At 67.1% G+C, this 16,388-nt stretch carries 20 protein-coding genes; 12 read left to right on the forward strand and 8 right to left on the reverse strand.

The genetic code is table 11. The annotated features are described in order from the left end of the window. Positions 1-29 precede the first annotated feature (29 nt). The 3 genes from QTI24_RS11585 (at position 30) to QTI24_RS11595 (ending at position 2,511) form a co-directional block, all read left to right on the forward strand. On the forward strand, positions 30-572 hold the full coding sequence (locus QTI24_RS11585; protein ID WP_286600517.1) for an RBBP9/YdeN family alpha/beta hydrolase: 543 nt from the start codon (positions 30-32) through the stop codon (positions 570-572). Between the two features lie 5 nt (positions 573-577). Beyond that, positions 578-1,519 (forward strand): ParB/RepB/Spo0J family partition protein, encoded by a 942-nt coding sequence (locus tag QTI24_RS11590; RefSeq protein WP_286600518.1) that lies wholly within the window; start codon positions 578-580, stop codon positions 1,517-1,519. A 107-nt stretch (positions 1,520-1,626) separates the two neighbouring features. Then, complete coding sequence (locus tag QTI24_RS11595; protein WP_286600519.1) at positions 1,627-2,511, forward strand: CsgG/HfaB family protein; 885 nt, start codon at positions 1,627-1,629, stop codon at positions 2,509-2,511. A gap of 71 nt (positions 2,512-2,582) precedes the next feature. On the opposite strand, the gene QTI24_RS11600 is transcribed toward QTI24_RS11595, so the two are convergent. Continuing rightward, positions 2,583-4,007, reverse strand: coding sequence for an FAD-binding oxidoreductase (locus QTI24_RS11600; RefSeq protein WP_286600521.1), 1,425 nt, complete (start codon positions 4,005-4,007; stop codon positions 2,583-2,585). A gap of 57 nt (positions 4,008-4,064) precedes the next feature. Here QTI24_RS11600 and QTI24_RS11605 point away from each other — a divergent pair, with 57 nt between their 5' ends. The 3 genes from QTI24_RS11605 (at position 4,065) to QTI24_RS11615 (ending at position 5,548) form a co-directional block, all read left to right on the forward strand. Continuing rightward, positions 4,065-4,649, forward strand: a complete 585-nt coding sequence (locus QTI24_RS11605; RefSeq protein ID WP_286600522.1) for a cob(I)yrinic acid a,c-diamide adenosyltransferase — start codon at positions 4,065-4,067, stop codon at positions 4,647-4,649. A gap of 20 nt (positions 4,650-4,669) precedes the next feature. Beyond that, entirely contained in the window at positions 4,670-4,993 is a 324-nt protein-coding gene (locus tag QTI24_RS11610) for a hypothetical protein (protein WP_286600523.1), read from the forward strand. A gap of 126 nt (positions 4,994-5,119) precedes the next feature. Continuing rightward, on the forward strand, positions 5,120-5,548 hold the full coding sequence (locus tag QTI24_RS11615) for an RcnB family protein (protein ID WP_286600524.1): 429 nt from the start codon (positions 5,120-5,122) through the stop codon (positions 5,546-5,548). A 14-nt stretch (positions 5,549-5,562) separates the two neighbouring features. Here QTI24_RS11615 and QTI24_RS11620 read toward each other — a convergent pair whose 3' ends face one another. Then, positions 5,563-5,811, reverse strand: coding sequence for a hypothetical protein (locus QTI24_RS11620; protein WP_286600526.1), 249 nt, complete (start codon positions 5,809-5,811; stop codon positions 5,563-5,565). A 119-nt stretch (positions 5,812-5,930) separates the two neighbouring features. Beyond that, positions 5,931-6,413, reverse strand: a complete 483-nt coding sequence (gene phaP, locus QTI24_RS11625) for a TIGR01841 family phasin (RefSeq protein WP_286600528.1) — start codon at positions 6,411-6,413, stop codon at positions 5,931-5,933. Positions 6,414-6,528: 115 nt separating this feature from the next. On the opposite strand from phaP, the gene QTI24_RS11630 reads away from it, so the two are divergent. After that, the gene (locus QTI24_RS11630) at positions 6,529-7,131 is read left to right on the forward strand and encodes a TetR/AcrR family transcriptional regulator (protein ID WP_286600800.1); all 603 of its coding nucleotides are present in this window, start codon (positions 6,529-6,531) and stop codon (positions 7,129-7,131) included. Positions 7,132-7,217: 86 nt separating this feature from the next. Next, positions 7,218-8,123 carry an alpha/beta fold hydrolase gene (locus QTI24_RS11635; RefSeq protein ID WP_286600529.1) on the forward strand — a complete coding sequence of 302 codons (906 nt, stop codon included), beginning with the start codon at positions 7,218-7,220 and terminating at the stop codon, positions 8,121-8,123. Between the two features lie 18 nt (positions 8,124-8,141). On the opposite strand, the gene minE is transcribed toward QTI24_RS11635, so the two are convergent. From minE to QTI24_RS11660, 5 genes are all read right to left on the reverse strand, one after another. Beyond that, on the reverse strand, positions 8,142-8,417 hold the full coding sequence (minE, locus tag QTI24_RS11640; RefSeq protein ID WP_286600530.1) for a cell division topological specificity factor MinE: 276 nt from the start codon (positions 8,415-8,417) through the stop codon (positions 8,142-8,144). 4 nt (positions 8,418-8,421) lie between these two features. Beyond that, positions 8,422-9,237, reverse strand: coding sequence for a septum site-determining protein MinD (minD, locus tag QTI24_RS11645; RefSeq protein WP_286600531.1), 816 nt, complete (start codon positions 9,235-9,237; stop codon positions 8,422-8,424). A 52-nt stretch (positions 9,238-9,289) separates the two neighbouring features. Continuing rightward, positions 9,290-10,060 carry a septum site-determining protein MinC gene (gene minC, locus QTI24_RS11650; protein WP_286600532.1) on the reverse strand — a complete coding sequence of 257 codons (771 nt, stop codon included), beginning with the start codon at positions 10,058-10,060 and terminating at the stop codon, positions 9,290-9,292. A gap of 128 nt (positions 10,061-10,188) precedes the next feature. Further along, positions 10,189-11,553 (reverse strand): solute carrier family 23 protein, encoded by a 1,365-nt coding sequence (locus QTI24_RS11655; protein ID WP_286600533.1) that lies wholly within the window; start codon positions 11,551-11,553, stop codon positions 10,189-10,191. 55 nt (positions 11,554-11,608) lie between these two features. Beyond that, complete coding sequence (locus QTI24_RS11660; protein ID WP_286600534.1) at positions 11,609-12,037, reverse strand: PaaI family thioesterase; 429 nt, start codon at positions 12,035-12,037, stop codon at positions 11,609-11,611. A 104-nt stretch (positions 12,038-12,141) separates the two neighbouring features. On the opposite strand from QTI24_RS11660, the gene QTI24_RS11665 reads away from it, so the two are divergent. The 4 genes from QTI24_RS11665 (at position 12,142) to ccoS (ending at position 16,372) form a co-directional block, all read left to right on the forward strand. Beyond that, positions 12,142-13,428 carry an AsmA-like C-terminal region-containing protein gene (locus tag QTI24_RS11665; RefSeq protein WP_286600535.1) on the forward strand — a complete coding sequence of 429 codons (1,287 nt, stop codon included), beginning with the start codon at positions 12,142-12,144 and terminating at the stop codon, positions 13,426-13,428. A gap of 75 nt (positions 13,429-13,503) precedes the next feature. Further along, positions 13,504-13,890 carry a hypothetical protein gene (locus tag QTI24_RS11670; RefSeq protein WP_286600536.1) on the forward strand — a complete coding sequence of 129 codons (387 nt, stop codon included), beginning with the start codon at positions 13,504-13,506 and terminating at the stop codon, positions 13,888-13,890. Between the two features lie 44 nt (positions 13,891-13,934). Next, a complete protein-coding gene (locus tag QTI24_RS11675; RefSeq protein ID WP_286600539.1) occupies positions 13,935-16,235 on the forward strand; it encodes a heavy metal translocating P-type ATPase in 2,301 nt (766 codons plus the stop codon). Further along, complete coding sequence (gene ccoS / locus QTI24_RS11680; RefSeq protein WP_286600540.1) at positions 16,235-16,372, forward strand: cbb3-type cytochrome oxidase assembly protein CcoS; 138 nt, start codon at positions 16,235-16,237, stop codon at positions 16,370-16,372. The genes QTI24_RS11675 and ccoS overlap by 1 nt, the downstream gene beginning before the upstream one ends. The last annotated feature ends 16 nt before the right edge of the window (positions 16,373-16,388 follow it).

Below are 16,388 nucleotides of genomic sequence, written 5' to 3' on the forward strand. Positions count from 1 at the left end.
CGACCGCATCCCCTCCCACTTCCGCCAAGATGACCGTCACGAACATCCTGCTGCTGCCCGGTTGGCAGAACAGCGACCCTGCCCATTGGCAAAGCCGCTGGGAGGCGATCTACGGCGACCACCGCGTCGAGCAGCACGACTGGATGCGTCCGCTTCGCGGCGACTGGTCCGCCCGACTCGAAGAAGAAGTGATCGCGGCGCCGGGCCCGGTTGCGTTGGTGGCGCACAGCCTCGGCTGCATCCTCGTTGCCGCCTGGGCAGCGCACTCGCGCCATGCCGGCAAGGTGCGCGCCGCACTGTTGGTGGCGCCCGGCGACGTGGAGCGCGACGACCTCCGCCAGATGATCCCCGGCTGGGCGCCCATCGTCCGCCAGCCGCTGCCGTTTCCATCCTTGATGATCGCTGCCCATGACGACCCCTATTGCGACGCAGCACGCTCCCGGGACATGGCGCGCGACTGGGGCTCTCTCTATAGAGACGCCGGCGCCCGCGGCCACATCAACAGCGAATCCGGCCTGGGCGATTGGCCCGAAGGCCGAGCGCTGCTGAACGACCTACTGAAAGAAGACTGATCTCCATGGCCACCAAAAAACCCAAGGGCCTCGGCCGCGGACTCGAAGCCCTGCTCGGGCCCACCTTCAACGGGCCGGACACCGCGACCGCCGATGACGTCGCACCGCCCAACCCGACGACCCTGAACCTTGACCAGATGGTCCCCGGCGTCTACCAGCCCCGGACTCGCATGGACGAGGGCGCCCTGTACGAACTGGCCGAGAGCATCAAGGCGCAGGGCATCATGCAGCCCATCCTGGTCCGCCGCCTGGACCCGGATACGGCGCGCGCCAAGAACGTCGAGTTCGAAATCATCGCGGGTGAGCGCCGCTTCCGCGCCGCCAGCCTGGCGGGCCTCGAGAGCGTGCCCGTACTGGTGCGCGACGTGCCGAACGAGGCCGCGGCGGCCATGTCGCTGATCGAGAATATCCAGCGCGAAGACCTCAACCCGCTGGAAGAAGCCCAGGGCTTGCAGCGTTTAGTGGCAGAGTTTGGGCTCACTCACGAATTGGCGGCTCAGGCCGTGGGCCGCTCCCGCAGTGCTGCGAGCAACCTGCTGCGGTTGCTGAATCTGGCTGAGCCGGCGCAGGCCATGCTCATGGCCGGCGACATCGACATGGGCCACGCCCGTGCCTTGCTGTCGCTCGACAAGGGCACCCAGATCACCGCCGCGAACCAGATCGCCGCCAAGAAGATGTCAGTGCGGGAAGCGGAGGCGCTGGTCAAGAAGCTGGCGGCCGAATTCAGCCTCACGCCTTCACCCCGCCGCAGCGCCGGTGAGAAATCCCGTGACCTCCTTCGGGTCGAGGAAGAACTGGCCGACCTTCTGGCGGCCGAGGTCGAGGTTCGCATCAAGAAGCGCAGCAAGCGCGGGGGTCGTATCGAGGAGAGCGGCGAGTTGGCCATTCACTTCGGATCGCTCGATGCCCTCAACGGGCTGATCGACCGCATCCGCCAAACGGCATAGCTCGGCGGCAACGGATTCCTGGCTGTCCGGGTGATTGATTCATCCGGTTACTTCGGCCTATTCTCTGGTTTCGTTTTTAACCAGAAAGTATTAAGAGGAATCCGGCCATGGACAACACGAGACTTCCGCTCGCGGCCCTTGCCTTGGGCGCGCTGTGTCTGACCGGTTGCGAAACCACTGACATGCAGATGGGCAGCCAGAGCGCGAAGACCGTTGCGACCGGGAGCGCGGCGGGCAGCGCGTCGGCCAACACCAACGCGGCGCTGGAGAAATGCGCATCGCCGCTCGGCACGGTGTCGCTGGTGGAGAACCAGTCGGCGGGCTGGTACACGATCATCCGCAACGAATACAAGCTGCCGCCGACGGCCAACCTCCTGCGCCTGCTGGTGCAGCAATCGAACTGCTTCGTGGTGGTCGAGCGCAGCGCCGCCGGCATGAATGCCATGTCCCGCGAACGCCAGCTCATGCAGTCCGGAGAGATGCGTCAGGGCAGCAACTTCGGCGCCGGCCAGATGGTTGCCTCCGACTACGCGCTGTCGCCGGAAATCGTCTTCAGCAACCAAAACGCCGGCGGGGTGGGCGGTGCGCTCGGCGGACTGGTCGGCGGCCGATACAGCGGCGTGCTTTCGGCCGTCGGCGGCAGCATGCAAACCAAGGAGGCCAGCGCGATGCTCACGCTGGTCGACAACCGCTCGGGTGTCCAGGTCTCCGCCTCGGAAGGCAGCGCCGCCAAGACCGATTTCGGCGCCTTCGGCTCGGTGTTCGGCGGCAGCGCTGCTGCGGGGCTCGGCGGCTACACCAACACGGCGCAAGGCAAGGTCATCAGCGCCGCCTTCATGGACGCGTTCAACCAGATGGTCGTCTCGCTGCGCAACTACAAGGCGCAGACAGTACAGGGCCAGGGTCTCGGCGGCGGCGGCCGCCTGGGCGTCGACGGCGGGGCGGCCCCCTCGCAAACTTCGGCGCCGGCGACGAATCGCACGAAAAAATAAGGCAGCGCTCAGGGTGCAAAAGCCCGGCGGCTCTTCGAGCCCCGGGCTTTTTCATGGCTGTAGCCGGGAACTCAGAGACTGAAGATCTTTCCGGGATTCATGATGTTCTTCGGATCGAGCGCGCGCTTGATCGTCCGCATCATGTCGACCGCACCCGTGCCGGCCTCGTTTACCAGGAAGCCCATCTTGTGCAGCCCGACGCCGTGCTCGCCGGTGCAGGTGCCTTCCAGGGCCAGTGCACGCGACACCAGGGCGTGATTGAGTTTCTCGGCTGTTACGCGCTCTTCGGGTGCGTTGGGGTCGAGTAGATAGCCGAAGTGGAAATTGCCGTCGCCCACGTGGCCGACCAGGAAGTAGGGGATGCCGCTGGCGTCGGCTTCGGCCACGGATTCGAGCAGGCAGTCTGCCAGGCGCGAGATCGGCACGCAGGTGTCGGTGGAAATCACACGGCAACCGGGGCGCGATTGCACGGCCGCGAAGTAGCTGTTGTGCCGTGCGGTCCAGAGGCGGGTGCGTTCCTCCGGCGTGCTGGCCCATTCGAAGGCCTTGCCACCATGGCCGCTTGCCAGTTCCTGCACCGTCTCGGCCTGTTCCTTCACGCCGGCCGGCGAGCCGTGGAATTCCATCAGCAGCATCGGCTCTTCGCGAAGGCCGAGCTTGGAATAGGCATTGACCATGCGCACGGTGTTCACGTCGATCAGTTCCACGCGCGCGATCGGCACGCCGAGCTGGATGACCTCGATGGTTGTGCGCACGGCGGCCTCGATGCTCGGGAAGGAGCAGATCGCTGCCGAGACGGCCTCGGGCAGCGGGTAGATGCGCAGGGTGACTTCGGTGATCACGCCCAGCGTGCCTTCGCTGCCGACCAGCAGCCGTGTGAGGTCGTAGCCCGCCGATGACTTCTTGGCGCGCGTGCCGGTGCGGATCACTTCGCCGCTGGCGGTGACCACTTCGAGGGCCAACACGTTCTCGCGCATCGTGCCGTAGCGCACGGCGTTCGTGCCGCTCGCGCGCGTGGCCGCCATGCCGCCGATCGAGGCGTCGGCACCGGGGTCGATCGGGAAGAAGAGGCCGGTGCTCTTGATCTCGTCATTGAGCTGCTTGCGCGTGACGCCGGGCTGCACGGTCACCGTGAGGTCGTCGGCATTGACGGACAGCACGCGGTTCATGCGGCTCACGTCGATGCTGATGCCGCCTTGCACGGCGAGCAGGTGACCTTCGAGCGACGAGCCGACGCCGAAGGGGATGACCGGCACGCTGTAGTCGCTCGCCAGCTTGACCGCATCGGCGACCTCCTGCGTGCTCTCGGCGAAGACCACGGCGGAAGGTGGTGGTGCGTCGAAGGACGATTCGTCGCGGCCGTGCTGCGTGCGCACTGCCAGTGCGGTCGAACAGCGATCGCCGAAGCGGGCCTTCAGGGCGTCGATCAGGGCGTCGGGCACCTCGCGCAGCGCGATCTCGGGCGTGAGATGGGAAAGGGCGGTGGGGGCGTTCATCGAGGCGATCTCCTGAAGGGTCTAACATTCTACGAACCGCACTCTCAAAAGCCACACATGGGCAACCGACTCACACAGATCGCGACGCGCACCGGCGACGACGGCACCACCGGCCTCGGCGACAGCACGCGCGTGCCCAAGGACCACCTGCGCGTGCACGCGATGGGCGACGTCGACGAACTCAACTCGAACATCGGCGTCCTGCTGTGCGAGCCGATGCCGGACAGGCTGCGCGAACTGCTGGTCGATGTGCAGCACCAGCTGTTCAACCTGGGCGGTGAGCTGTCGATGCCTGGCTTCACCCTGCTCAAGCCCGACGCGCTGCTGCAACTTGACAATGCGCTCGCCGAACACAACGCGGCATTGCCGCGGCTGGCCGAGTTCATTCTTCCCGCGGGCACGCGCGCGGCGTCGCTCGCGCACGTATGCCGCACCGTGGCCCGGCGGGCGGAGCGCGCCGTCGTGGCGCTGGGTGCCGACACAAAAATCAACGACACGCCGCGTCGCTACCTCAATCGCCTGAGCGATCTGCTCTTCGTGCTGGCGCGCGTGCTCAACCGCGTCGACGGCGGCGATGACGTCTACTGGAAGAGCGAACGCATGGCGCGAGCCGCTGCGGACGAGCAGGCTTCCGAAACCTGAGACAAAGGAGAATCCGGCAGATGACCCGAACTGAAAGAACCCGCGCCTTCCTGGCCCCCGCAGCCGCATGGATCATGCTGGGCGCACTGGCGCTTCCCGCCCACGCAGCCACCCACAACACGCACGACAGCAAGGTGCTGGGCGGCATCGAGCGAGGCGCGGATGCCACCGGCCGCGGCATCGAACGCGCCGGCAGTGCGACGAGACGGGGGGTGGATACGACGGCCGAGCGCGCGAGCGCCCCCGTCCGGCGCTGGGGTGAATCGCTGGGCCGCAAGCTCTCGCCTCATGCGGGCGCCAGGCCGTCTGCGCCAGCCGTCGGCCCGCAAGGCAACGCTCCTTGACGTGACACAGGCCGGGCGCCTCGCCCCGGCTTTACCTTGCTTCACCTCGCGCGTACATGCACCGGGTGAGCGCGATACATGCGCCTTCCACACTGGACTCCTCATCAATGCAGAAGGAGTTCCAGAATGAACAAGTCAAAGAGCATGGCAGTTGCCGCCGCGGCGCTCGCGATGTGCATGGCGGGAAGTGCCTTCGCGCAAGACTCGCGTTTCGATCGCGGACCCGATCGCAACAACGACCGCCATGACCGCCACGAACAGCAGTATCCCCGCCAGGGTGGTCCGAACAACGGCCACTACCAGCAGCGCCACCAGGATTTCCGTCCCGGGCCGCAGTACAGCCGCCCGGCCTACCCCAACCCGCACGTCGAATGGCGCAGGGGCGGGCGCGTGCCCAGCGAATACCGCGGTCGCGGCTACGTCGTCAACGATTGGCGCGGCCAGCACCGCCTCTACCAGCCGCCGCGCGGCTACCAGTGGGTCGGAGTGGGCGGCGACTTCGTGCTGGCGGCGGTCGCCACGGGCCTGATCGCACAGATCATCGTCGGCCAGTAGGCCGGAGGAGGGCTTCAGGTGGCGGTGGAGGGCGCCATCTGGGCGCACACGTTGCGCCCGGTGATCGTCAGGCGCAGCCCGCCGCCGTGCCATTCGAGCCAGTTCAGTCTTACGTAGGCATCGATGTCGTCACCGTCGATCCGGTCGGCCTGGTGTTGCTGCAGGTGCCCGACCGTGGCCGGCAGGGCCTGCCGCAGTCGTTCACGGGCCGCGGCTTCGGCGTCCGCCTTGGAAGAAACGCGCGTCTGAGAATTCGATGCCATGACTGATTCGATCTGATCGCTGAGGAAATCGCACCAATGTACGCTTCCTGCAAAATCCGTCACGGACCTTTTTCTCGTTATCGCGCAGGGCAAACACTGAGGCTTGCCCGAATGGACGGCTACTTGCGCGGCTTCAACAGCTTGCTGACCTCGTCCACGTTGTCCTGAATGCGGCGGCGCACCACGTCGAAGGCCTCGGACTGAGACTTCGCCGCCATTTCCGACAACTCGCGAATGTCGTCGAGCGCCTGCTTGAACGCCGCCTTGCCCATGGCGTCGAGCTTGGCGAGGTTCTCGCGCGGGTCCGTGCCCGCCATGCCCTTGACCGTGCCTTGCCACTCCTCGATCGAGGTCTTGAGCATCTCGGTCTGGCGCTGCACCACGGCCTGCAGTCCCTGATAGGACTTCTCGTTCGCCTGCACCAGTGCCTGCAGGTCCTTGCGTCCGCTCTCGACGATGGAGCCCGCCAGCGGGAGGCTCTGCAGCCGCTCGGCCATGCCCTTCAACGGCTTCACGAAGGCTTCCTGGACTTCTTCCACCGTCGGGATGCCCGCGGGGCCGGTCTTCTTTGCGCCGGTGGTGCTCGATTTGCTGGTTGCCATGGTGCGGGTCTCCGGGTTGATGTTGGGGCTGCCACGATACGCCCACACGGTGCCTGGATGGAAGTCCTTCGCGATAGAACTTGATATTTCGCACGCATGTGCTAAATTCAGCCACATGGACGCCAAGACCCAGAAGAGCGAACTGACCCGTGCCGCGATCGTCGGCGCGGCGATGGACGTTGCCTCGGCCGAAGGGCTGGAGGCGATCACGCTTCAGGCGGTTGCCAGTCGCCTGGGCCTGTCCAAGAGCGGCGTCTTCTCCCGGGTCGGCTCGCGCGAAGCCCTGCAGAAGGCGGTCATCGAGGAATACGGCCGCCGCTTTCTGGCGGATGTATTCGTCCCTGCCATGCAGAAGCCCAAAGGCGTGGCGCGCCTGAACGACATCGTCGAGCGCTGGCTCGCCCGCATGCGCGACATCGAGATCGAATCCGGCTGCATCTACACCGCCGGCGCCTTCGAACTCGACGACCGCGAGGGTGAGCTGCGCGACCATCTCCTGGCCGAGGTGACGCGCTGGCGCGCGGCGCTGCGGCGTACCGTGACGCAGGCCACCGAGACCGGCGAGCTGAAGGCCGACACCGACCCGGCGCAACTGGTCAGCGAAATCAATGGGTTGGTGATCGGGTTGCTGCACGACGCGCGATTCCTGCGCGATCCGCGGGCCGCCGACCGGGCCATGCTGACCTGGCAGCGGCTCCTCGCCAGCTACCGGGCCTGAGGCTGCCATGTCTGCTTCGACTTCAGCCTTCTTTTTGCCCGACTTTCGCACGAGCGTGCGATAAATCCATTTTTGAACGAACCCCCATGACCACCGCCACGTCCTCCGCGCCGTCCGCCGCCGCATCCAACTACTACGGTGCGAGCCCCTTGATCCGCACTCTGCGGTTGGGGCTCGCCGCTTCGGAACGCATCTGGCCCACCCTCGGGGTGCGTGCGGCCTACCGGGTGTTCGGCACGCCCCTGCCGCCGAAATGGCTGAACCGCAGCCAGGGTCCCGACAACCATTGGCGCCGTGAAGACTGGTCGTACGAGCACGCCAGCATCGGCGTCTACACGCCCGTCGTCGTTCCCATGGATGCGCCGCAGGTGCTCCTCGTGCACGGCTGGGGCGGTCACGCCGGGCAGTTGTTGCCGCTCGCGAAGGCGGTTGCGGCCTCGGGTTTCACGCCAGTACTGGTCGAGATGCCCGCGCACGGCCGCAGTGCCGGGTCGGTGAGCAACCTGCCGCAGTTTGCGCGTGCGATCGACTACGTCGCCGCGCGGCTGATCCAGCAGGGCGAAAAGATCAAGGCCGTGGTGGCGCACTCATTGGGCGCGAATGCGCTGGCCTACGCGGCCAGCCGGGGCTTGCCCGTCGAGCGCCTGGTGCTGATGGCGCCCCCAGCCTCGCCACATGAATTCACGCGCTACTTCGCGCAGGTGTTCGGCCTCAGCGAGCGCACGCGGGCGGCGATGCAGCGGCTGATCGAGGCGCGCGAGGCGATCCTGATGCCGCTGCTGGAGCCGGCCGCCGTGGGTCCGCGCATCGCGCAGCGGACCCTGGTGGTGCACGACCGGGAGGACCGGGTCAACCGGTTCGAGGACGGCGTGGCATACCGCGACGCCATTCCCGGTGCGCGGCTCGTCGCCACGCAGGGCCTGGGACACCGGCGCATCCTGAAGGAAGCGGCGGTGCTCCAGGCGGTGGCCGCGTTCATCACGCAGCCCTGAACCCCCGCAAGGCGACGCTCAGCGCGCCGCGAACGCCGCGTTTTCGGGCAACTCGATCTTGACTTCCAGCACCTCGAGATCGTCCTGCTTCTCGAGGTGGACCTTGATGTCCTCGGCCTTGATCGACACGTACTTCGAAATGACCGCGATCAGCTCGCGCTGCAGCTCCGGCAGGTAGTCCGGCCGCTTGCCGCCGAGGCTGCTGCGTTCGTGGGCGAGGATGATCTGCAGCCGCTCCTTGGCGACACTGGCCGTTTTCTTCTTTTCACCCAGCAGAAAGGAAAAGAGGGACATGGGGCTACCTCGTTCCGAAAAGTCGTTTGAAGAAGCCCTGCTTCTCGGCGTCGACGAAGCGCATTGGCTTCTCTTCGCCGAGGAAGCGCGCCACCACGTCGCTGTAGGCCTGCGCCACGTCGGTGTCCTTGTCGTGGATGGCCGGAACGCCCTGGTTGGAGGCCTGCAGCACGCTCTCGGACTCGGGGATGACGCCGATCAGCTTGATGCGCAGGATGTCCTGGATGTCTTCCAGCGACAGCATCTGCCCGCCCGCGACGCGGTTGGGGTTGTAGCGCGTGATCAGCAGGTGTTCCTTGATCGGATCGCCGCCTTCCTTGGCGCGCTTGGTCTTGGAGCTGAGCATGCCCAGGATGCGGTCCGAGTCGCGCACCGACGACACCTCGGGGTTGGTCACGATCAGCGCCTCGTCGGCGAAGTGCATCGCCATCAGCGCGCCGGTCTCGATGCCGGCCGGGGAGTCGCACACGATGAAGTCGAAGCCCTGGTCGGCGAGTTCCTTGAGGATCTTCTCGACGCCTTCCTGCGTCAGCGCGTCCTTGTCGCGCGTCTGCGAGGCGGCCAGCACGAACAGGTTGTCGCACTGCTTGTCCTTGATGAGCGCCTGGCTCAGGTTGGCCTCGCCCTGGATCACGTTGATGAGGTCGTACACCACGCGCCGCTCGCAGCCCATGATCAGGTCCAGGTTGCGCAGGCCGACGTCGAAATCGATCACGGCCGTCTTCTTGCCCGCGAGGGCGAGCCCCGATGCAAAGCTCGCGCTCGTGGTCGTCTTGCCGACGCCGCCTTTGCCCGAGGTCACCACCACAATTTTGGCCATTGCCATTCCTTCTTACGTTCGTTTCAGTTGTTCAGTTGTTCGTGGCGCCGGATCAGGAGATCGGTTCCATCACGATCTTCTTGTCGTCCAGCCAGATCTGTGCCGGCTTGCCCGCGATGTCGGCGGGCAGCGCGACTTCGACCGTGCGGTAGATGCCTGCGATGGCCACGAGTTGCGCTTCCATGCAGGTCGTGAAGATGCGCGCCTCGGTATTGCCGCGCGCTCCGGCGATCGCCTTGCCGCGCAGCGGTGCGTAGACGTGGACGTTGCCGTCGGCGATGACTTCCGCGCCGAAGCTCACGACGGCGGTCACGATCACGTCACCGCCGCGTGCGTAGACCTGCTGGCCGGAGCGCAGCGGGCGGTCGATGACCAGCGTGCCGTTGGCCGGCACCTGCACTTCGCGCACGATCTGCGGTGCTTCGCTTACGGGCTCGGACGGCGGCGCGGGCGCCCGGGTCGTGGGCGTCGGGGCTACCGGCATGGCGGTGACCGAGAGGCCGGCAGCTCGGGCCGCGATGTTCTGGGCATCGCTGCCGCCGCGCACGGCCACAGGCTGCGTCTGGTGACGCGCGAGCAGTCCGCGCAGGGCGGTGAAGTCCAGTTCGACGTCGGCGTCCGAGGACTCTTCGTCCTGCAGTTGCGAGAGATCGATCACCACCGGCTCCTGTTCGAAGAAGTCGGGCGAGTCTGCCAACTGGGCGTCGAGCGCCTCCGCCAGCACATCGAGATCAGCCGTCTTGAGGATGACCGCGATCAGCGGCAGCGTTGCGCTCTTGAATTCGAATACCGCCTTGGTGCGCGCGGCGGAAGCATCGGCCATGGAAAACGTAGGTTCGAAAAGCGTTGGAGTCTAACTGGCACTGGGCTCCGATGGACTCAAACGCCCGAATATGGATGACGGTGCACAACAGCTCTTGCACGAGGTTGCATTTTCCGTCGGCGGCAACCTCAGTTGCGGGTGCGTCCGAGCAGCGCGTAGAGCAGGATCGCGCCGAAGGTCGCGGTGCCGATGCCACCCAGGGCGAACTGGCCGAACTTCAGCGTGAAATCGCCCGTGCCGAGGATCAGCGTGATCGCCGCGACGATCAGGTTCTTGTTCTGGGAGAAGTCCACGCGGTTGTCGACCCAGATCTTGGCGCCCGCCACGGCGATCAGGCCGAACACCACGATGCTCACGCCGCCCATCACCGGCAGTGGAATCGCCTGCACCAGCGCGCCGAACTTGGGGCTGAACCCCAGCACCAGCGCGATCAGCGCCGCGACGACGAACATCGCCGTGGAATAGATCTTGGTGGCCGCCATGACGCCGATGTTCTCGGCGTAGGTCGTCACGCCGGTGCCGCCGAACCCGCCGCTCACCATGGTCGCGATGCCGTCGCCGATGAAGGCGCGGCCCAGGTAGGGGTTGAGATCGCGCCCGGTCATGGCGCCGACCGCCTTCAGGTGGCCGAGGTTCTCCGCCACCAGGATGACCGCCACGGGCGCGATCAGCAGGATGGCATTGACGTCGAACACCGGCGAGGCGAACGTCGGCAGCCCGAACCACGGCGCCGCAGCCAGCGGGCCGAGGTCGATCGGCTTGCCTAGCCCGAGGCCGTTGGTCAGCACCGCATAGATGATGCTCGCGACGATCAGGCCCATGAGGATCAGCAGGCGCTGGATCATCCCGCGCGAGTAGACGGCGATCAGCCCCACGCACAGGAAGGTCAGTGCCTGGATCCAGGTGTCGAAGCCGGTGGGCGCCATGTTCTTGATCGGCACGCTCGCCAGGTTGAGTCCGATCACCGCGACCACCGCGCCGGTGACCACCGGCGGCATCAGTCGCTCGATCCAGTGCACCGCGACGTCCTGCTCCACTTCCTCCACCTCGATGCCTTCGAGCCCGCGCACCGGCGCGCGCTTGATGTGGCGTTCGTTCGTGAAGTGCACCAGCACGCCGATCAGCGTGTAGAGAAGGCCGCAGGCGATGATGCCGCCCAGCGCCACGCCGAGGTTGCCGTTCGGCCCTGAGCCTGCGTAGCCGCTGGCTGCAATCACCACGCCGATGAAGGCGAAGCTCGATCCCAGGTAGCTCGGCACCCGCCCGCCGGTGATGAAGAAGAAGAGCAGCGTGCCGATGCCGCTCATCAGGATCGCGATGTTGGGGTTGAACCCCATCAGGATCGGCGCCAGCACCGTGGCGCCGAACATCGCGATCACGTGCTGAACGCCCATCGCCGTGGTCTGCCCCCAGGAGAGGCGTTCATCGGGCGCGACGATGGTGCCCGCGGTGGCGGCAACCTTGCGCCAGCGGGGAAGGTAGGAATCGCTCATGGTCTTCTTCTCCTCGGTCGTTTGTCTTGTTGGAGGGGTTGGTGGCTGGGGCCGCTCAGCCGCCGCGCGGCGCCAGCACGGCCATGGTGATGCGCGAGACGCAGGTCAGTTCACCCTCTTCGTTGGTCAGGTCGATCTGCCACACCTGCGTGGTGCGGCCCCGGTGCACGGGCCGCGCGGTGCCGGTCACCCAGCCCTTGGTCGCGGACTTGAGATGGTTCGCGTTGATGTCGAGCCCGACCGCGCGATGGCCCTCGGGCGCCGAGTAGTGGGCGCCGCAAGATCCCAGCGTTTCCGCCAGCACCACCGAGACGCCGCCATGGAGGATGCCGTAGGGCTGCCTGGTGCGCTTGTCCACCGGCACTCGTGCGCGGATGAAGTCATCGCCAACTTCGAGAAATTCGATGCCGAGGTTGGACACGGTGGTGTCCACGTGGGTGCGGGTGAGTTCGTCGATCGAAATCTCTTTTTGCCAGATGCGCATGAGGAGGTCTCCAGGTCTGATGGTCCAAAACTATAGCGATTGCCAGCGAAAACGACGCGCTCATTGCTGACAGAACGAGGGCGCGACGCGCCTAAGCTTGCGGAATGACCCGCGCTCGACGATGGTTTGCCGGCTCGCTCGCCGCGGCAGCGTTGCTGCTTGCCGGACTGGCGTTGCTGATCCACTCGAAGCTGCCGAGCGACGAAGAATTGGCGGCGGACCTTGGCGCGCGCTTCGAGAGCGCTTCCGGCATCGCGCTGCGCGTGGGCGCGGCGCACTGGGCACTGATGCCTTCGCCTGTCGTGGTGCTGGAGGATCTTTCAACCGCGCAGCCGCGGCCGATCACTGTGCGTCGCATCGTGGTGAGGCCGCATCTCTCCGCGCTGTGGACCCGCAAGATCGCCATCGACGCTATCGAGATCGACGGCGCCGTGCTCCCGCGCACCTCCGTGCGTGCGTTCCGCGGGCGCTGGCAGGCGGACGATGCCGCCATCGTCGTCGCGGGTGCATGGACGCTCGCCGCGATTCCAGTCGAACGCGTGCGCTTGCGCGATGTGGTGTGGATCGACCGCCGCGACATCGCCTTGGCCTACGACGCAGACATCCTCTTCGATCCGCACTGGCGGCCACGCGAGGCGCAACTCAGCCGGTCGGGCGTGACGCCGCCCGCGAACCTGCGCGTCGAGCGCGAGGGCGAACAGGACCGTTGGCGCACGCTCATCGACGTCGGCGGCGGCACGTGGAACGGCCATGCCGCACTGCAGGAACTGGACAAGGGCCGCCTGCGACTGACGGCGCAGTTGGAGCCGAAGGACGTCGACGTCGGCGCGCTGGTGCGCAGCTTCGGCCGGCACAGCGCGGTCGAGGGCAAGCTGCAGGGGCAAACCGCGGTCGATACGGAGGGTGAGAACGTGACGGAAATGATCCGCACATTGCACACGCGCACCCGCTTCAACATCGCGCCGGCGAACCTGACGGGCTTCGATCTCGCCAAGATGGTCAGCACCGGCAGCGGCCGTGGTGGACAGACAAGACTCGATACCCTCGCCGGCACGCTCGACACGCAAGCCACCGAGGAGGGCGTGATCCTGCGCTACAGCGGCATGAAGGCGCGTTCCGGCGCGCTGATCGCCAGCGGCAGCGCCACCGTCATCAACCGGCGCCTCGACGGCGAAGCTGCGGTCGACATCGTCGACGGCGTGGTCGGCGTGCCGCTCAAGCTCGGTGGCACGCTCGATGCGCCCCAGGTGGCGCTGACCGGGGCCGCTCTCACGGGCGCGGCCGTCGGCACGGCCGTGCTGCCAGGCGTCGGCACCGCGATCGGCGCGCGCGTCGGGCAGGAGTTGGACAAGCTGCTCGGCAACGAGGAAGCGAAGAAGAAGCCTCGCTGAGTGCAGCATCCGCCCCTGCTGGCCTCGAAGACAATCCCCGGTTTCGACGATCCAGCCATCCAGAGGTGACCCGCCATGCACGTCAGCTATTCGGTCTTTACGGAAACGAGCTTCTGGTTGATGGTGGTGATTTCCGTCGTGCTGCCCTTCGGCATCTATGGCGTGCTGATCGCCAAGCGGGCCATCTCGCGGAAGACCGTGCTGGTCCTTGGCTTCACGCTGGTGGCGATAGCGGGTGTTGACGTGTTCTTCCTTCAGCGGCTGGCCAACGTCGCGGCCGCCACGCCGTCACTGGCGGATGACGCGCTCTTCGTGTCGGAGGTGCGGGTCGCGCTCTACCTGCTGCCTGCGTTGTTTGCGGGGCTGGGCATCAATGTGATCTCCCACGTTCTGACGACGCATCTGGTCGCTGCGGAGAAGCGGTTCGCGGCGCAGCAGAAGGATGGATCGCGGGCCCCTTGATCTGCATCAAGCCCTGATCTCCTGCAGTTGCTAGCCTCGGAGGCATGGAAGCTGCGCCCACTCTGGCCCTCGCATTGCCTGTCGCTCAGCCGTCGGCCTGGTCGCTGCTCGATGATCCGACCGAGTGGCCGTCCTTCGGTTTGGCGCCGCGCGAAGGCGATGCGACACAACGCTGGGAATCGCACGTCGCCGTCGAGGGCATGCACTGCGCGGCCTGCGCCTTCACCGTCGAGGCGGCGCTGACGCGGGTGCCGGGCGTGATCTCGGCCGAGGTCCATGCCGGCACGCGTCGCGCACGGGTGGTATGGTCGGCAGCGGCGGTCAGGCCGTCGCGCTGGTTCGCGGCCTCCGAAGCGGCGGGCTATCGACTGGTGCCGGTCGGTGACATGCAGGTAGGTCCGCGGCGCCAGCGCGAATCGCGGCTCGCGCTCTGGCGTTGGCTGGTCGCGGGGCTGTGCATGATGCAGGTCATGATGTACGCCTACCCGGCCTACATCGCAGAGCCCGGAGACATGACGCCCGATGCCGCGCAACTGCTGCGCTGGGCCTCCTGGGTACTGACGCTCCCGGTGATGCTGTTCTCCTGCGGCCCGTTCTTCCGCAGCGCCTGGCGCGACCTGCGGCAACGCCGCATCGGCATGGACCTGCCGGTAGCACTCGGCATCGCGATCACATTCATCGTCGGTACGGCGGCCACTTTCGATCCCGCGGGACCGCTCGGCGGCGAGCAGTACTTCGATTCGCTGACGATGTTCGTGTTCTTCCTGCTCACCGGGCGCTGGCTGGAGTCGCGGCTGCGCGATCGCACCGCCGGCGCCCTCGACGCACTGATGAACCGCCTGCCGGACAGCGTGCTTCGGCGCAACGCCGACGGTGTGTTCGAGCGCATCCCGGTGCGGCGACTCGCGGTCGGCGACATCCTGCGCATCCTGCCCGGCGAGGCCTTTCCGGCCGACGGATGCGTGGTCGCCGGCGACACGTCGGCCGACGAAGCGTTGATCACCGGCGAATCGCGTCCGGTGCCGCGACCTTGCGGCGCGCGGGTGCTGGCGGGCAGCCAGAACGTCGGCGCGATGGTCGAGCTGCGCGTGGAGGCACTCGGTGCGGATACGCGCTTCGCCCAGATCGTCGCGTTGATGGAAAGCGCATCGCTGCAGAAGCCTCGCCTCGCCCGGCTCGCCGATCGTGCCGCACGGCCTTTCCTGCTGGCGGTGCTTGCTGCGGCCCTGGGCGCAGGCGTCTGGTGGTGGCACGTGGATCCGGGCAAGGCGCTGATGGTCGCGGTGTCGGTGCTGATCGTGACCTGCCCCTGCGCGCTGTCGCTGGCCACGCCGGCTGCGATGCTCGCGAGCGCCGGCGCGCTGGCGCGAAGCGGGGTGCTGGTGCGCAACCTGCAGGCGCTCGAGGCACTGGCCGCGGTCGACACCGTGGTGTTCGACAAGACCGGCACGCTGACGCGCGACACGCCGCGACTGGATCGCGTCTACAGCCGCCGCGGTGTGCGCCCGGGCGATGCCGTGGAATTGGCGGCCTCGCTGGCCGCGCAGTCGCTGCACCCCGCATCGCGCGCGCTGGTGCGGGCCTGGGACGAGCAACATCGCGTGTCGCCCGAGTGGACCGTGCCGCGGCTCGCCGAGCGGGCAGGAGAAGGCCTCGCGGGTTCCGTGCGCCGATCCGCCGATGGGCCGGAGCGCGCACTGCTGCTGGGCTCGGCCGCACTCTGCGGCGTCGCGCCGCTGCCGGTGCAGGCCGCACAGACGCATCTCGCCGACGACGAGGGATGGGTCGCCAGCTTCGTGCTGGCCGAGGATCTGCGCGAGGACGCCGAAGCTGCGGTGTCCACACTGGGCGCGCAGGGCCTGTCGGTGTGGCTGCTGTCGGGCGACCGCGGCGCGGCGGTGAATGAGGTGGCGCAGCGAGCCGGCATCGACCTGGCAGTCGGCGACTGCACGCCCGAGGACAAGTTGCGCCACCTGACGGATCTGCAGGGCGGCGGCCGCACCGTCGCGATGGTGGGCGACGGCCTCAACGACGGGCCCGTGCTGGCGCATGCGCATGCGTCCTTCGCCTTCGGCCGCGCGGTGCCGCTCGCGCAGGCGAATGCCGACTTCGTGGTTCTCGGCGAATCTCTGGCGCTCATTCCGGCTGCCATCGTGCAGGCGCGGCGCACCCTGCGCGTGGTGCGGCAGAACCTCGGCTGGGCGGCGGGCTACAACACGGTCTGTGTCCCGCTCGCGATCGGCGGCTGGTTGCCGCCTTGGCTCGCGGGGCTGGGTATGGCCGCGAGTTCGCTGGTGGTGGTGCTCAACGCCGCGCGACTGGCCGGGCAAGGCAGAGGCCACTGATGGACATCCTGTTCCTGCTCATTCCGTTTTCGGTCGTGCTGGTGCTGTTCATCATCGCCGGGCTCTGGTGGGCCGTGGACCGTGGGCAATTCGACAACGTCGACGGCGAGGGCGAGCGCGTTCTGCGCAACGATTGACCTGCATCAAAGAGAC

Source organism: Variovorax sp. J22P240, from assembly GCF_030316855.1.
Taxonomy (GTDB): domain Bacteria; phylum Pseudomonadota; class Gammaproteobacteria; order Burkholderiales; family Burkholderiaceae_C; genus Variovorax.

Excerpts from the sequence above, each read along its gene's own strand:
- QTI24_RS11590 (WP_286600518.1), top strand. The coding sequence starts at position 578 with ATGGCCACCAAAAAACCCAAGGGCCTCGGCCGCGGACTCGAAGCCCTG.
- QTI24_RS11660 (WP_286600534.1), bottom strand. The coding sequence starts at position 12,037 with ATGCGCATCTGGCAAAAAGAGATTTCGATCGACGAACTCACCCGCACC.
- QTI24_RS11610 (WP_286600523.1), top strand. The coding sequence starts at position 4,670 with ATGACCCGAACTGAAAGAACCCGCGCCTTCCTGGCCCCCGCAGCCGCA.
- QTI24_RS11615 (WP_286600524.1), top strand. The coding sequence starts at position 5,120 with ATGAACAAGTCAAAGAGCATGGCAGTTGCCGCCGCGGCGCTCGCGATG.
- QTI24_RS11585 (WP_286600517.1), top strand. The coding sequence starts at position 30 with ATGACCGTCACGAACATCCTGCTGCTGCCCGGTTGGCAGAACAGCGAC.
- QTI24_RS11665 (WP_286600535.1), top strand. The coding sequence starts at position 12,142 with ATGACCCGCGCTCGACGATGGTTTGCCGGCTCGCTCGCCGCGGCAGCG.
- ccoS (WP_286600540.1), top strand. The coding sequence starts at position 16,235 with ATGGACATCCTGTTCCTGCTCATTCCGTTTTCGGTCGTGCTGGTGCTG.
- QTI24_RS11675 (WP_286600539.1), top strand. The coding sequence starts at position 13,935 with ATGGAAGCTGCGCCCACTCTGGCCCTCGCATTGCCTGTCGCTCAGCCG.
- QTI24_RS11600 (WP_286600521.1), bottom strand. The coding sequence starts at position 4,007 with ATGAACGCCCCCACCGCCCTTTCCCATCTCACGCCCGAGATCGCGCTG.
- minC (WP_286600532.1), bottom strand. The coding sequence starts at position 10,060 with ATGGCCGATGCTTCCGCCGCGCGCACCAAGGCGGTATTCGAATTCAAG.
- minE (WP_286600530.1), bottom strand. The coding sequence starts at position 8,417 with ATGTCCCTCTTTTCCTTTCTGCTGGGTGAAAAGAAGAAAACGGCCAGT.
- QTI24_RS11605 (WP_286600522.1), top strand. The coding sequence starts at position 4,065 with ATGGGCAACCGACTCACACAGATCGCGACGCGCACCGGCGACGACGGC.
- QTI24_RS11595 (WP_286600519.1), top strand. The coding sequence starts at position 1,627 with ATGGACAACACGAGACTTCCGCTCGCGGCCCTTGCCTTGGGCGCGCTG.
- QTI24_RS11670 (WP_286600536.1), top strand. The coding sequence starts at position 13,504 with ATGCACGTCAGCTATTCGGTCTTTACGGAAACGAGCTTCTGGTTGATG.
- QTI24_RS11655 (WP_286600533.1), bottom strand. The coding sequence starts at position 11,553 with ATGAGCGATTCCTACCTTCCCCGCTGGCGCAAGGTTGCCGCCACCGCG.
- QTI24_RS11635 (WP_286600529.1), top strand. The coding sequence starts at position 7,218 with ATGACCACCGCCACGTCCTCCGCGCCGTCCGCCGCCGCATCCAACTAC.
- QTI24_RS11630 (WP_286600800.1), top strand. The coding sequence starts at position 6,529 with ATGGACGCCAAGACCCAGAAGAGCGAACTGACCCGTGCCGCGATCGTC.
- phaP (WP_286600528.1), bottom strand. The coding sequence starts at position 6,413 with ATGGCAACCAGCAAATCGAGCACCACCGGCGCAAAGAAGACCGGCCCC.
- QTI24_RS11620 (WP_286600526.1), bottom strand. The coding sequence starts at position 5,811 with ATGGCATCGAATTCTCAGACGCGCGTTTCTTCCAAGGCGGACGCCGAA.
- minD (WP_286600531.1), bottom strand. The coding sequence starts at position 9,237 with ATGGCCAAAATTGTGGTGGTGACCTCGGGCAAAGGCGGCGTCGGCAAG.